Below are 14,810 nucleotides of genomic sequence, written 5' to 3' on the forward strand. Positions count from 1 at the left end.
GACGTTTCAATACCCTGTCATCTCAAGGTATCCGATACCTTCATGACTGCCGGTTACGATGACAGGGCCTTCCCAATACTCAAAGCGGGTTCCCATCCATGCGTTGGGGGTCAGGGCTGAGACCTCGATTTCGACACCTCGATCCGGCAATACAACGCGCCACTGTGTTGGAACCTCGCGCCCTGCGACCTGATCGGTTCGCAGTGGGATCAATTGGACGGTGCCGTTGGGGATAGCTTCGGTACTGCCATCGGCATTGATCCATGTGGCCGAGGTGAAATCCCCACGCCCCCCACGCAACCGAAAAGCCATCATCTTGTCGCCCCCCTCGAAGCTGAGCGAAAACCAATCCCATCCACTTTGATCTGCGGCAAGCGGCTGCGAAGACCACTCGCGGTCCAGCCACCCCTGTCCGGTGACGCGTACATCACCGCCCGCCAGTCTAAGGACACCTTCAACCGCGTAAAAGGGCTGCGAATAATAATAGCTGGCTTGACCATCGGCTGACTTCACGGAATAGCCAGCATCACCGTGAAACACTAATGGCCCTTGAGCAGTCAGTGACAGGTCATAGCCAAAATCCTCTCCGTTGGCCGTGAGAGTCAGGGTGTCGAAATCTGGACCGGCCATACGCCATTCGTCGATCCACGCCTCAAAGGGTTGAGAAATTACGCCTGCCTGACCGATTCCACCGCGCGAAAGGCGCTCGGCAAAGAAATGACCGTCGGGCGTTGTGGTGGCTGCGTGACCCATCCAGATTTGTGGACTTTGCCAGTCATCTGTTTCAAACGGTTTCAGTGCTGACCGGAACAGGGTCCACTGAATTCCATAATCGCGCCCGTCCTCACCTTTGAGGTTGGCCGTCAGATACCACCATTCAATCCGATAAGAGGGGTGAGGTCCGTGATCCTTCGGGAAATCAAACGCATACCCCGCTTTGGGCACGTCAAAGCCCTCGGCGGACCCACCCAATCCGGCATACCCCTGGGCCCAGAGCGGTAGCGGGAAAAAGGTCATCAAGCAAAGTAGAAGGGTTTTAACGTTCATTCGCGAACACTCTCAGCAAATCAGCAGGGGGTAGGCGCAGCATTCGTAACGCGGGCAGGGCGGCAGCGATAAGCGCAGCCAGCAAGGTCAGCACGAACAGCCACAGCCAGTCCCAAGGGAACAAGAACATCGGCAGACGCCAGCCAAACGCTTGTACATTGATCACCGCCAGTAGAACCCAGGCCAGAACCAGCCCCAGCGGCAGGGCCAGACAGGCGGTCAGTGCGGCCAGCAGCACGCTGCGCAATAGCTCCAGCCGCGCCAATTGCGCCCGATTCAGCCCCAAAGCCCAAACCGGGGCGATTTGCGGCAGTCGTTGGGTCCATAGGGTCAATAGGCTGGTCAGAATGGCAAAGCCAGCTACGCCAAGGGTCAGAACGTTAAGCGCCGAGGTCACAACAAAGGTCTTCTCGAAAATCGCACGCGATTGCGCCTTCATCGCGGCTTGCTGCACGACCATGCGCGGTGACAGGGCAAACTGTTCTCGTACGTTTCGAGCCATCGCAGTCGCGCCCTCTGGGGGCATTCTGACGCCAAACCGCCGCATCTCGGCCCCTGGTGCGATTTGGTCCAGCTGCGCCATTGACACGATCGCCTGCCCGGTTGGGTTGCCGTAGTCGGAATAGACGCCAGCAATCGGCAGATAGTGTTTAGAGGACAGTTTCAGTTCATCACCAGGCCAAAGAGACGCGCGTCGCGCCAGTTGTTCGTTGATAAGCACTGCGTTTCCGGCCATCACGTCATCCCAAACGGAGTAGGTTGAGGCAATCAACGGCCAGTGCTGCCGGTACACGGGATCATCGACCACGCCGTATAAGAAAAGAGGACCCGTTTCATGGAACAGTTCCACGTTTCGGATCGGCAGGATGGCATCGACTTGTGGGCGTAACCAAGTGGTGATCTCGCGCGCTTGGTCTTCATCTCGCGCGGTCACGTAGAGCTCGGCCGTCAGTCGTTGGTCCAGCCAGCCTACAAATGTTAACCGGAAGCTGGAAACCATTGTGCTCACGCCGATATTTGCCGCCAGCGCCAGCAAAAGCGCCATCAAGGCCAATGACAGACCAGGCAATTGCGCCCGCATATCGGACCAGACCCATTGCGAAACAGGTTCGCGCGCCGTGCGAGCCAACGCAGACAGCGCCATGGCCAACAGCGCGGGCAGCAACAGCGCGGCACCAGTCAGCAGCCCGGCCAGCAGCACGAACCCTGCGACCAGCCCTCCGACACTGATGTAAGCCAACGCCCCGCTGGCGATCAGGACCAGACCAATTGCTCCGACGATGTTGCGTGCGCGAGAATTGCTCTGCCACGCTTGGACGCCCGGTCCTTCGAGCAAAGGCATGTTGGACAAGCGCCATAGCGCATGGCCGCTGGCCAGCAACGTCCCAAATACGGCCATAGCGAGCCCGGCCAAAACCCATTTAGGTTGGAGCGTAAGCTGTCCTGTTACAGGCGCACCATAAAGCCCGCGTAGGGTGGCCGCGACGTCTGGCAGCAGCGCTCCGGCCAGAAAGAAACCCAACAGCAACCCAAGGCTGCCGCCAATCAGGGCCAGCACGGTCAGTTCCGTCAGGATCAGCCAAACCAAACGCCGCATCGAAACGCCCAACGCACGCAAAGTGCGGATCATCCCGCGCCGCTGGGCAAAGGCCAGACCAACGGTGCCGTTCACAATGAATAATCCAACGGCAAAAGACAGCAAGCCAAAGGCCGACAGGTTCAGGTGGAAACTGTCGGTCAGCCGTGCGGTGTCAACTTGTGTTGTAGGGCTGATCCGCTCTAGCTCGGGTGCGATCTGGTTCAAAGGCAAACGATCACGAGGTTGGTTCGGCAACACGACCAGCCTCGAGATTGCGCCCGGTTGGTTCAGAAGTCGCTCGGCCACACCTATATCCGTCAGGATAACGTCCGGGGGCAGGGCCGATGTGATTAGAACAGGCGGAAGGTTAGTTTGCCCTCTCAGCAAAGGCTGTAATTCCGGGGATGCAAGTAGGCGACCTGGAGCGGTAAGCATGTCGGCGGGCTCGGTCGCTTCTGCGCTTTGTTCCGCTTCGATCACGGCGGGTAAGGCCGGATAGGCTACCATGTCCACGCCCATCAGGCGCAAGGTTCGCCCACCTACGCGGTAGGGGCCTTCAAGTACGGCGGCAACCTGCCAACCCGCACGACGCAGTTCGACATAGCGGGACATCGGAATAGGCCCCGAGGGGTCACGCAGTTCGTCAAATTGCCCAACAGCCAGTTGCGCATTGGCACGGGCATAGCTTGCGCGCGCCTCAGCATTGATGGCTTGGACGGCTGACCACAAACCGGTGGCCAAAGCGATGCCGATTAGCAAAGTCGCCAATTGCAAGCGATGTACCCGCCAATGAGACAGCAACGCCTGAACAGTGGCCCATGTCATTGGATACGCCCGCCACTCAGCTTGACCTGGCGATCCAACCGACCGGCAATTTTCTGTGAGTGCGTCACCAACAGAAGCGCGGCGCCGGTATCTGCCACTAGCGACAACATCAAGTCCAACACAGTTTCGCTGGCGGTTTCGTCCAGATTACCCGTTGGTTCATCTGCTAGCAACAAATTGGGACGCGCGGCCATGGCCCGCCCGATGGCGACCCGTTGTTGTTGACCGCCCGACAGGTTTTCGGGGAAGCGGTCCAGCAAATCGGACAGGCCTAACCGTTCGGCGAGATGACTGTTCCAAGTGGTATCTTCTACACCGGCAAGACGGGCGTGAAACGACAGGTTTTGCGCAACGTTCAGAGACGGGATCAAATTGAACTGCTGAAACACCAGCGACACTTGATTCCGGCGCAAACGCGCCCTGCCAGCATCATCTAGCGTGGAAAATCGTGTGTCGCCCAGCGTGATCTCACCACCGTCAAAGCTGTCTAAAGCTGCGGCAAGGTTCAAAAGGGTACTTTTCCCGCTTCCGCTTTCACCGGTCAGGGCCAGCGTTTGACCTTGATCCAGATCCAGTGAAACATCGCGTAGCACCGGTCGTCCGCCGGGATAGGTTTTCTGGACACGATCGATGGTCAACAACATGATCTGCTTTCTTTTCTTCCAAGAATTTGCGGCGGAAATCCAAACTGTCCAGTGCAGACCATCACCCGGTTCCATTCGCCGCAGGTGAACTTGGTATTGGCCGGGGTTGTGCCTTGTAACTCAAAAGGTCATTCTGCCCTGACGATCCACTGCCGTAAATCAGGATGAAAAACATGACGTTGCTGCATCAGATCATTTGGGGCAGTACCTTTCTCGGGCTCTGCTTTGTGATCGAAATCCTGTTGCTGACCTGGTGCACCGTCACGATTATCAATTGGGACAAAAAATGGGCGGACAAAGGTGTGTATGTCGGAACCGCTGCGCCCATTGCAGTATCTTTGGCGTTCATCGTCGCGACGCACACGATACAGGTCTGGATTTGGGCGATCGTGTGGGTACTGCTTGAGGTGCTGCCGGATTGGAATACGGCCATTTACTTTTCATTGGTGACATTCACGACATTGGGCTACGGCGACATCGTGCTGGGTGAAGGGTTGCGTATCTTTGGCTCTTTCGCGTCGGTCGCCGGACTGTTGGCCTTTGGTCTGTCGACGGCTTACCTAGTCGCAATGATGACACGGGTCTTTCAGGAAAAGTTCTTTTCCTAAAGGATCGGTGCAAACAACCGTGCCAGGGGAGAGCCAAAGCGAATGTGAGCAGGTTGCTGGGCCAGCGTGCGCGTCAGTTCATAACTGTTCTCGAAATCTGCTTGCAGCATGTCTGCGACCCGGTTCGCGGCCCTGACATCAAAGAACAGGGCCATCGCCTCGAAATTCAGCCGGAATGAGCGGTTGTCCAGATTGGTGGTGCCTACCGCCGCAAGCGTGTCATCAACCACAAAGGCCTTTTGATGCATGAAGCCGTCGGTATAGCGAAAAATACGCGCGCCGCAGTCACGGACCTCGTCAAAATAGGCGAACGCGGCCAGCCAGGGTAAGCGGTGGTCGATCATGTCCGGTACCAGAATTCGTACGTCCACGCCGCGCATTGCCGCGTGTTGCAGGGCAGTCGTTACGTCGATATCCGGCACAAAATAAGGCGAAGCGATCCAGAGCCTTTCCTTGGCTGCGGCAATGGCGGCAAAAAACATCATCGCACCGGTTTCCGTTTCATCACCGGGGCCGGTGGCAACCAATAAGGCGTTCATGTCTTGCTCGGCCTCTGAGCCCGCCCAGTCCAATTCGTCGATCAGATCTTCGTTACGGGCCCAGTGCCAGTCTTCGGTGAAGATCAGCTGCAGTTGGCGGACGATATGGCCGGTCATTTTCAGATGCGTATCGCGCCAATGACCGAAATGCTTGTCCTGTCCCAGGTATTCCACGCCAATGTTGTGGCCGCCTATGAATCCGGTTTCCCCATCGATGACCACGGTTTTGCGGTGGTTTCGATAGTTGAGTTGAAATCGGAAATTGGGGCCGCGCTGATCCTTCGGATTGGCCACGTCAATCCCGGCCTCCTGAAGTGCCCCAAGATAATCCGAGGGGAGGCCGTAACTGCCCACTGCGTCGGCCATGAAACGGACGCGCACCCCGCGTTTCGCCGCAGCGATCAGCTTTTCCTGCAGCCTCAGCCCCAATTCATCAGCGCGCACGATATAAAATTGAATAAGGATATAGCTTTTGGCTGAGTCAATGGCGTCAAAAATCGCATCAAATGTGGCTTGCCCATCAATTAGCAGCTCGGCCCCGTTCCCGCGTGAAACTGGTAAATGCGCCAGAACTTCGAACGGGCGCGGGTTGATCGACATGCGCGACGGATCGGGTTTTGAATAATCGGCGAAGGTTTTGATGCCTTCGACAACGCGTTCGCTTTCCTGACGTGCGATGCGGTATCCGCGAAAGCGATGGTGGCCTAGAAACAGGTAGGCAGGCACTGCGATAAAGGGGGCTGAGGCCAGAAACACGACCCACCCAACGGCACCTTGAGGGGTCCGCGCTGTTTGCGCAGCGCGGACGACAAACACCGCTGCCGTCGCATAGAGGGCAAAGACGACGGCAGAAACAAGCAATGTCCACATAGGGTTAAGGCTCCGGGTTTGTCAGTTTGCCCCAGTGTAGACCCGAGTCCAATCCTGCGCCATATCCACAATGACCCAACCCATATTCGGGCCTTTGTCCAGCCCGTCAGCCAACTTGCCAACAAGGCCTTCACGATCATAAGCCCATTCGCGGTCTGCATCTGTGTGGTGGATCAGCACGCCCAGTCGGGGGCCGTCACCAGCGGTCACCCACTCCATCATCGCAAAATCACCGTCCGAGTTGCCCCCGGCCAGAATCGGGCGCTTGCCAATTGTGCGTTCGATGTTGATGGGTTTGCCTTCTTTGTCATCAATGAACGCGATTCCCGGCGCCTTGACGATCGTCGGCTTGCCATCAATCACCTCATAGCTGGTGTTACCATAAGTGCCCAAAACCTGATTGGGTGGAATGCCATAGGCTTCTTCGGCAAAGACACGCATGAAATGCAGGCCACCGCCTGAGACGACATAGGTAGTGAACCCTTCATCTCGCAAATAGCGCAAAAGTTCTACCATTGGTTGATAGGTCATCTGGTCATAGGGCAGGCCGGTATCCGGGTGGCGCTCGGTGGCCAGCCAGTTCGACACGGAAGATTGAAACGCGTCGACGCTGTTGCCTGAGTGCGAGGCGTTTACGACTTCAATCAGGGCGTCATGGCCGCCTTGCAGAACCGTGGCCAAATCCCCTTCGGCCGCAGCTTTCAAAGCAGGCGTTGACAGGATCGATGGGTCTTGCTCGGCCATTTCTGCAAGACGGTCCATGGCATAGATGAACTGGAAATATACCGGCTGCTCGGCCCAAAGCGTTCCATCATTGTCGAACACGGCAATCCGGTCGGATGGGGTAACATAGTAGGGACTGTCTTGGCTGGTCACGCCGTCAACAAAAGCGACAATCTGATCTTTGGCATGACTATTGGTCCAACTAGGCAGCGGGTCGGCAAGCAGTGACAGCGGGGCGAAGGCAAGAACTGCGCTGAGAACTAGGTATCGCATGAATTGCTCGTTTAGTTTCAAGAAAAAAAGGGCCGCCATCGAAGTGGCGGCCCGGTTTGGATTTACACGCGACTTAGTTGTTTGTCGGTGTCGTCAGCTTCTCCATAACCTGATCCAGGTTGAAGCTTGCCGCTTTCTGGCGCGGTGGGAATTCCTCGAAGGTTGAGAGGAAATTGCCCACGTATTGCTGTGCCGGCACTAGGAAATACGCGCGATCCAGCAGCCAGTCATAGTAGGTGTTGGACGTGCGATAGGCGCGCTCATACGGGTCGCGACGCAGGTTCACGATCAGCGGGATGCGCAACTCGGTCCAAGGTTCAATCCATGCGCGTAGCGTGGCCCAAGCTTTCTGCTCAAGGAAGATCAGCTTCCAGTCGTCGTAGCGCAGCGCTGTCAGGTCGCCGTCATCCGAGAAATAGAATATCTCGGCGCGCGGGCTTTCTGTCGTCTCACCGGTCAGCAGGGGCAGGATGTTGTAGCCATCCAGATGCACTTTGTAGTCACGCCCCATGCCGGACGAGCTATAACCTGCTTTCAGCTTTTCCTTGATGTCAGGATCGCCAGCAACCGCCAGATAGGTCGGCAACCAGTCCATATGGTGCACGATCTCGTTCGTAACCGATCCAGCTTCGATCTGACCGGGCCAACGGACCATTGAAGGAACGCGCCAGCCGCCTTCCCAGTTGGTGTTTTTCTCACCCCAGAACGGTGTGGCCGCGGCATCTGGCCATGTGTTCATGTGCGGGCCGTTATCGGTCGAGTAGTGAACGATGGTATTGTCGGCAATGCCAAGTTCGTCCAACAGATCAAGCAGTTGTCCGACATGCATGTCGTGCTCGATCATGCCGGCGGTGTACTCGTCCGCAACGCCACCAAAGATTTCGTTGGCCTGTTGGCGCATTTCATCTTTGACGTGGGTGCGGAAGTGCATGCGCGTACCGTTCCACCAAACATAGAAGGGTTGACCCTGCTCATGCGCACGCTTGATGAAATCGATTGCAGCAGCAACAGTTTCATCATCCACCGTTTCCATGCGCTTGCGAGTCAGCGGACCAGTGTCCTCGATCGTGCCGTCCGCCTTGGACTTGATCACGCCACGCGGACCATACGCTTCGCGGAACGTCCGGCCATCGGCCAGAACCTGATCGCCGGGATAGTCTTCGTTTTCCGGCTCTTCCTCAGCATTCAGGTGATACAAGTTCCCGAAAAACTCATCAAAACCGTGGTTTGTCGGCAGATGCTCATCTTTGTCACCCAGGTGGTTTTTACCGAACTGACCAGTTACGTAACCGTGGTCCTTCAGCAGGCCCGCAATTGTTGGATCTTCGACTTGCATACCCAGATCGGCACCGGGCAAACCCACTTTCGACAGACCTGTGCGGAACACCGACTGACCCATGATGTACGACGACCGACCGGCGGTGCAGGACTGCTCGCCATAATAGTCGGTGAAGATCATGCCCTCTTTCGCAACGCGGTCGATGTTTGGCGTCTGGTAGCCCATCAGGCCCATTGTATAGGCCGAGATGTTCGACTGACCGATATCGTCACCCCAGATAACCAGGATGTTGGGCTTTTGATCTTGTGCCCATGCGGGCAGGGCCAGTGCAACAGCGACCGAAGCTACAGCGAATTTGCGGATTGTGCTGCGCCAACTTTCTGTAATCGAACGAGGTGGTGACATAGTTTGCTCCTGAACTGACCGGGTTTTAATGACCCGTTGAAGTAAAAGTAATGGAAGGTGATCATTATCTTATTAGATCGTCCAACAAGGTATTGATTCCCGAAAGGAAAAATTCGCATTACTTCGAGAATCGGATAGCTTTACCTTAGGCTATGACAATGTCTTGAAACCTATCATATGATGAGATTGAAGAATACTAATGATTGATAATCCGCATGATAGACAGCGATTGTTGGGCTCTGGCTGGTTTGGTGCGCGTGGGGCGCGGTTTCAGGCGGATCTGCTGGCCTGCGGGATAGGAAGAAACTTCAAGGCGGACGAAGCGCTTTACCTGTATGGTGATTTGGCCAATGGGGTTTATGCGGTTCTGGAAGGTGCGGTTCAAATCACGGCCCCCGCTGATGATGGTCAGGAATTCGTTGTTCACAAACAAGGCGGTGGGTTCTGGATCGGTGATCTGGCTCTGTTTGCCGAAGCCAGCAGGCTTGTGAGTGTCGTGGCCACCCAAACCACGCGAACGCTGTTTTTCCCGTCGTCACGGTTGGACAGGCTGGTCGGCGACAATCCCGATTACATCCGTGATTTTTACGCTTTGTCGCATGAAAACATGCAGACTGCTTTGCGTATCATGGCCAATCTTGCCGTGACAGGAACGGAAAAGCGCCTTGTTCTGCGCTTATTGCACTTGGACGAGGGGACGGCGAAGTCCGATGGGTGGATCGTGATATCCCAGGATGAGCTGGCCGCAATGGTGGCCGTGTCCCAACCGACGTTGCATCGCAACTTGCATCGTCTCGCGGATTTGGGGCTGATCGAGCTTGGGTATGGACGCGTGCGCCTGAAGGACCGACGGCAGTTGATTGCCTCATGTCAGTGCTAAACTCAGGGGTTGAGCGGCGGTAACGGGTTCGTTGGCGATTGCACGGATTGCTTCAATGACGCGAGCGCCGACAACGCCGCGGCCCAATCCTCGGTCTTGGTGTCGGGGTGCGCCGAGTATCTGGCGGCTCCAATCTGGGCGAGGTGTTGGTCCAAACTGGTGGTTTGACTGGCCATATCGCTGCGGGACTTCCACATTTCCAAAGCTGTGTAAGTCGCTGCAATATCACGATTTTGCAGTGATTTCTTGAGTTCACCCAACGCATAGTCGGGCGAAGCCAGGAACGCATCCCGACGAAGCTGGCGCCAGCGATCGATCCGCGGGCGCAGGAAACGGATAGTAAGCCATAAGAACAGCGCAAAAGCCACCAACCATACGACGAACCTAATAGTGGTTTCTGTGTCTGGCGGCTTCCATTTCGGTCGGGCCAGTGTCAAGTCGACCGGGGCAATGTCGATAGTTTCGACCTGGTCGCTGTCCAGATTGTACCAGCGGATCGAGACCGGAGGCAGCTGCGTATGACCGCCTTCCTGAGCCAGGTAAACGACCTCATCCACACGCTGCCCGGATAGAACACCCCTGTCTTCATTTTCAGTAAAGCGTGGCTCTTTGGGATAGGCTCGCAGCAGCGATTGCGGGCTGTCCGGGATCAATTCGGGCACCAGAAAAGGCGTTGTTCCAGAGATCTTGGCGGTCAGGCGGCGCGTGATTGATCCACCATTCTCCATATTTTTGTCCCCGTCGATCTGCTGATCTACCGTAAGACCGGTTGCGATGATAAGCGGATCCAGGTCGCGTGCGCCCTCTGGGACCACGGCGTTTAGGGTCAAGTCCGGCAAGGGCACGCTGACCTGAACCGGCGCATTTGTTTCGGGGTCGGCAAAGGTGACCACGACGTCCTGCGCACCAAACGCAATTTCTTCTGCGCTCAGAGGATAGAGGCGATAACTGCGTTGAACGCCGGACCAAGTTTCGCCTTCGACGGTTTCACTCACTGGTCCCGAAGCACGTTCCGGCAGGCGCACCAGCAGGTTCTCTTGCTCAAGCGATGGGAACACCGGAGGCGAGGGCATGAATGTTGGCACTAGCACCTTGATGCGCACAATTGCGGGTTGCCCAACGATAACGGGTTCCGTAGGTGTTTCGGCGGTCACCTGTGGCTGGACGCCGGTCTGGGCGAACAGTTCAGTCGGAATTAGAAGCATGAGAAGAGCGAGGTATCTCATTGCTGCTGCTCCTGATTTTCCAACAGGAACCGGTTGCGAAGAAAATCCTGCATGTCGGTATCAATTGTGCTGATCCACTGGTCAGCGGACATGGCCTGCGATCCGTCTGTCGGAGCCTGAATTGTCGTCTGTTCACCACGCCCGGCGTCGTTGTCAAAGACCGTGTCATCAGCCCCGATCCCGGCTTCTTCACCTGTATCAGACTGTTCGCGCGTGGTTTCAACATAGTCGAGGATCGCTTTCGAGACCTCGAGGTTATGCTGCGCTTCTGGCCAATCCGGCCGGCGTTCCAATGCGGTTTCAAAGGACGCGATGGCTGGACGATACTCGCGGTTTCGTATGCGCGCCATACCTTCGGAAAACGCGGCTTCGGGCGTATCCAGCTCGGCAAAGATCGCAGCAGCTTCGGGATATTGCCCGGCCTTTAGGCGTGCATAGCCTTCCTGATACGGGTCCTGAAACAACTCGGCCGCTTCAGCATAGCGCTTTTGGTTCATCGCGATTTGGCCCTGTTGGTCCGGGGTCAAGAACCAATCCCGCCAGCCATCGGCATAAGCCGGGCCAGACGGGGACCAAATGCAGAAGGTGAGCAGTATCAACCGGATCACCCAACCTCTGCGAAACCAAAGCAATGACAGAAAGGCGGTTGGCCAGGCCAGCAACCATCCTTTGTCTTGCCAGTCTAGGCGGTCTTCATCATCCAGTGAGGCTGTGTATGCTGATTGAATGTGACGCTGTAAGCGATTGATATCCCGATCATCGCTTGAGAACGGAACCACAGTTGTCCCTTTCAAGCCGTCGAGTTGCGCGATGCTGTGACCATTTGGCAGCATGGTCAGAAAGAACACTGGCATGGTGGCGGTCTCGAAACCCGACAGTTGTGAGGGGTCGAGGTCGTCCAACACGAAAAGGACAGCGCCGGGCGTTTCGCTATCGTTCAGAACCGTCTCGGCCAGCGTCAGCGCATTAGCGGCTGCATCCCCCTGTTTAGGCATAATGGTGGGGGTGAGGCCCTCTAGCAGCGGGCGCAGGATATTGGCGTCTTCGGTCAAAGGTGCGACGCGATGCGGGGTACCGGCATATGCGATCAAGGCAGTTCGGGCACCCACGCGCGCATTGATCAGATCGGTGACTTTAAACTTGGCGCGATCCAGACGGGACGGGGCCAAGTCTGGTTCTTCCATGCTGTCGGTCACCTTCAGGGCGATCACCAATGGAGCGGCGTTCGCAACCAGCGGGTTGGGTGCCCGTGACCATGTTGGCCCCGCAGCAGCCAGTGTGACCAAAATCGCCGCAATCATCGCAACGTCAATTGGATAGAGGCGTCTCGCATTGTCAGCCCCCAACTCAAGCGCAGCGGCAAGGTGCGGTGCAATACCGGACATTGCTTGAGCACGGGTTTTTGGCGTGGGGCGGATCAACCACCACAGTGCTGCAATCGGTATGAGGAGCAGGAGCCAAGCCACTCGAATAAAATGGAAATCTGCAAAAACGCCAATCATGCTGCACCTCTGCGCCGTTGGGCAACGTGTTGGAAGGCCAGTGTCATCAGCATCAAAAATACGACCAGCCCAAGTGGATAGTGCGCAAGGCTTTCACGTGGTCGGTAGCTTTGCGTTTCCACAATTCTTGGGTTGAGCTCATCAATGCGGGCGTATGTTTCGGCCAGCGCTTCCTGATCATTGGCAAAGAAATACGCTCCACCTGTTCTGTCTGCGATATCCTTTAGCGCATCCAGGTCGACCCGATCCTCGCCCGACGCGTCTGGGTCGCCTACGCCGACCGTATAGATGACAACGCCTTTTTCCGCCGCGATAGCCGCCGCATTGACTGGCGTCATGCGGCTTGAGGTGTCAGCGCCGTCGCTCAAGACGATCATCAGACGTTGGTCAACCTCGCTGGATTCAAACGTGCGGATACCCAGTCCGATGGCATCCCCAAGGGCTGTGTTCGGACCGGCCATACCTACTTGAGTTTGGCCCAGAAAGCCATTCAAACTATTGAGGTCTTCGGTAAACGGGGCTTGCACAAAGGCGCGGGTGCCAAAGATGATCAGGGCCATCCGATCGCCTTGTCGTTCCGCAATGAACTGGCGCAAAACATCCTTAACCGCAGCAAGGCGTTGGGTCGGCACACCGTCGGACGAGGTGAAATCCTTCTGGTTCATTGAACCCGAGATATCCAAGGCCAGAACCACGTCTCGGGCAGACTTTTCAATCACGATCGGCTCTCCCAGTTCTTCCGGCCGGGCCATTGCGATGATCAGAAGGCACCAGATCACAACGACGGTCACAGTCTGGAAGACTGCACGGCGCGGGATGACAGACCCTGGCCGGGGCTCGACGCCAGCAGCCTTTGCAACATGGCGGAAAAAAGGAATGCGGATCGAGCTGCTTTTCTCGCGGTGAGGCGGGGCAAGCCAGTACACCAACGCGGGAAGCGGCAGCAGGACGAAAACCCAAGGCGCGGCAAAGGAGAACATTACGTACTCCTTTCGCGTTTGTGGGACCTGATCCATTGCTGTGCCAGCTTCGTCAGTTCGGGACTGGCGGGTATGGTCGTGTAGGGTGCTGCAGTAAGTACGCGAGCCTCTACATCAGAAAAATGTGTATGGTCAGAGGTTTGCGTCAGAAAACTGATCCACTCGTCTCCATGCAGGGCAGCAACCCGGCTACGTGGAAAGGCAACAAGTGCTGCGCGGCGCAGGATCTCGGCGATCTTTGCGGGATTGTCTTTCGCCACCGCCAGTTCAGTCAGCGCCTCGCGCCGATAGGCATTCATCCGTCGATGGCGAAGATACGCATGAGCACCGAAAGCGATCAGCCCTGCAACAAGGACGCCAAGAACGACCCATCCCCAAGTCTGCGGCACCATGGAAACCGGGCCCGGTGCCGGAGCGGGTTCAAGCATGTCAAGCAGATCCACCAGTGATTTGCCTTCGACGTCAACACTCATCTGCGGCCTCCGGTATGACCAAACAGCATGAGCAACTGGTCGAGAGTTGGTTGCGCGGTTGTCAAAGGCACGATGGGAAAGCCATAGCGGCGCGACCAAGTTTGCAACTGTGCCAACCGATCTTCCATCGCTTGACGGATGCGGTCCGACAAACCCGTGTCCGCGCTGTCCAGTTCGATCTGCTTGTCTCCGTCCGATACAGTCAGCCTAAGGTTGGGAACCAATTCACGAGAGCTTGGGTCTGAAATATTGAACAAAATCAGATCATTTGACGCGGAAAGTTCACGTATCAATATCTCGGAGCTGTCATCCAGCCCATCGAAATCCGAAAAGACGCAGATCAGTGTGTTGGTATGCGTAATCTGGGCGGCCTGTTTCAGCACGGCGTTCAAAGTCACGGTCGCGTAGGCGCTCTGCGAGGCGCGCAGACTACTGTTCAGCGCACCCACGGATGCCAAAAAACGCATCAGCGCGGCAGGCCGCCGTTGCGGGCGATGTTCCGCCAGATCAGTGTCGCCAAAGACGAGCCCTCCGACCCGGTCGCCTTGGCCTAGCACACTGTGGGCGGAAATTGCTGCAGCCTCAGCCGCGATGACCGACTTCATATAAACTTGCGTGCCAAAAAACATCGAAACACGCTGGTCGACCAGCAAAAGGGCCGGGCGATCGCGTTCCTCGGTATAGACCCTAACGTGGGGTTTTCCTGTGCGAGCCGTGACTTTCCAATCGATGGTGCGGATGTCGTCGCCGGGCAGATAGTTGCGTAACTCTTCAAAGTTCAAACCGCGCCCGCGCAGGCGCGAGGCGTGCCGTCCGTTGAGAATAGAACGGGCGGGTTGACGCGGCAAAAGGCTGATCGCGCGCGACTTTGGCCCCAACCTTAGAAGGTGGTTCGCATCCACATGGATGCGCGGGTCGTCGCGATATGCGGCGGTCTGTGACACGCGGCGTTCCTTA

The 14,810-nt window shown here is 56.7% G+C and carries 13 protein-coding genes; 2 read left to right on the forward strand and 11 right to left on the reverse strand.

Translation table 11 applies throughout. The annotated features are described in order from the left end of the window. Nucleotides 1–6: 6 nt before the first annotated feature. Genes GOV89_RS04120 through GOV89_RS04130 form a run of 3 tightly spaced genes read right to left on the reverse strand, consistent with a single transcriptional unit; the run spans nt 7 to nt 4,095 of the window. The gene (locus tag GOV89_RS04120; protein WP_171237535.1) at nt 7–1,047 is read right to left on the reverse strand and encodes a lipocalin-like domain-containing protein; all 1,041 of its coding nucleotides are present in this window, start codon (nt 1,045–1,047) and stop codon (nt 7–9) included. Next, the gene (locus GOV89_RS04125) at nt 1,037–3,451 is read right to left on the reverse strand and encodes an FtsX-like permease family protein (RefSeq protein WP_171237536.1); all 2,415 of its coding nucleotides are present in this window, start codon (nt 3,449–3,451) and stop codon (nt 1,037–1,039) included. The genes GOV89_RS04120 and GOV89_RS04125 overlap by 11 nt, the downstream gene beginning before the upstream one ends. Beyond that, complete coding sequence (locus tag GOV89_RS04130) at nt 3,448–4,095, reverse strand: ABC transporter ATP-binding protein (protein WP_171237537.1); 648 nt, start codon at nt 4,093–4,095, stop codon at nt 3,448–3,450. Before GOV89_RS04130 ends, GOV89_RS04125 begins: the two co-directional genes overlap by 4 nt. Nucleotides 4,096–4,268: 173 nt before the next feature. Between GOV89_RS04130 and GOV89_RS04135 the strand changes: the two genes are divergently transcribed. Beyond that, nucleotides 4,269–4,703 carry an ion channel gene (locus tag GOV89_RS04135; RefSeq protein ID WP_171234216.1) on the forward strand — a complete coding sequence of 145 codons (435 nt, stop codon included), beginning with the start codon at nt 4,269–4,271 and terminating at the stop codon, nt 4,701–4,703. Here GOV89_RS04135 and cls read toward each other — a convergent pair. The 3 genes from cls to GOV89_RS04150 form a co-directional block, all read right to left on the reverse strand. Then, complete coding sequence (cls, locus tag GOV89_RS04140) at nt 4,700–6,112, reverse strand: cardiolipin synthase (protein ID WP_171234217.1); 1,413 nt, start codon at nt 6,110–6,112, stop codon at nt 4,700–4,702. The two genes, GOV89_RS04135 and cls, sit on opposite strands and share 4 nt — an antisense overlap. Before the next feature lie 21 nt (nt 6,113–6,133). Then, on the reverse strand, nt 6,134–7,108 hold the full coding sequence (locus GOV89_RS04145) for an HAD family phosphatase (protein ID WP_171237538.1): 975 nt from the start codon (nt 7,106–7,108) through the stop codon (nt 6,134–6,136). Nucleotides 7,109–7,181: 73 nt separating this feature from the next. Further along, entirely contained in the window at nt 7,182–8,792 is a 1,611-nt protein-coding gene (locus GOV89_RS04150) for an arylsulfatase (RefSeq protein ID WP_171237539.1), read from the reverse strand. Between the two features lie 199 nt (nt 8,793–8,991). Here GOV89_RS04150 and GOV89_RS04155 point away from each other — a divergent pair, with 199 nt between their 5' ends. After that, the gene (locus tag GOV89_RS04155) at nt 8,992–9,672 is read left to right on the forward strand and encodes a Crp/Fnr family transcriptional regulator (RefSeq protein ID WP_171237540.1); all 681 of its coding nucleotides are present in this window, start codon (nt 8,992–8,994) and stop codon (nt 9,670–9,672) included. A gap of 2 nt (nt 9,673–9,674) precedes the next feature. Here GOV89_RS04155 and GOV89_RS04160 read toward each other — a convergent pair whose 3' ends face one another. The 5 genes from GOV89_RS04160 to GOV89_RS04180 are packed head-to-tail and all read right to left on the reverse strand — an operon-like array spanning nt 9,675 to nt 14,797. Further along, nucleotides 9,675–10,898, reverse strand: a complete 1,224-nt coding sequence (locus GOV89_RS04160; protein WP_171237541.1) for a BatD family protein — start codon at nt 10,896–10,898, stop codon at nt 9,675–9,677. Next, nucleotides 10,895–12,400: a VWA domain-containing protein gene (locus tag GOV89_RS04165; protein ID WP_171237542.1), complete on the reverse strand. Its 1,506-nt coding sequence runs from the start codon at nt 12,398–12,400 to the stop codon at nt 10,895–10,897. The genes GOV89_RS04160 and GOV89_RS04165 overlap by 4 nt, the downstream gene beginning before the upstream one ends. Beyond that, entirely contained in the window at nt 12,397–13,380 is a 984-nt protein-coding gene (locus tag GOV89_RS04170) for a VWA domain-containing protein (RefSeq protein WP_171237543.1), read from the reverse strand. The genes GOV89_RS04165 and GOV89_RS04170 overlap by 4 nt, the downstream gene beginning before the upstream one ends. Next, on the reverse strand, nt 13,380–13,853 hold the full coding sequence (locus tag GOV89_RS04175) for a DUF4381 domain-containing protein (protein ID WP_171174147.1): 474 nt from the start codon (nt 13,851–13,853) through the stop codon (nt 13,380–13,382). The genes GOV89_RS04170 and GOV89_RS04175 overlap by 1 nt, the downstream gene beginning before the upstream one ends. Continuing rightward, nucleotides 13,850–14,797 (reverse strand): DUF58 domain-containing protein, encoded by a 948-nt coding sequence (locus GOV89_RS04180; protein ID WP_171237544.1) that lies wholly within the window; start codon nt 14,795–14,797, stop codon nt 13,850–13,852. The genes GOV89_RS04175 and GOV89_RS04180 overlap by 4 nt, the downstream gene beginning before the upstream one ends. Nucleotides 14,798–14,810: the final 13 nt, after the last annotated feature.

Source organism: Ruegeria sp. HKCCA5763, assembly GCF_013034545.1.
Classification (GTDB): Bacteria; Pseudomonadota; Alphaproteobacteria; order Rhodobacterales; family Rhodobacteraceae; genus Ruegeria.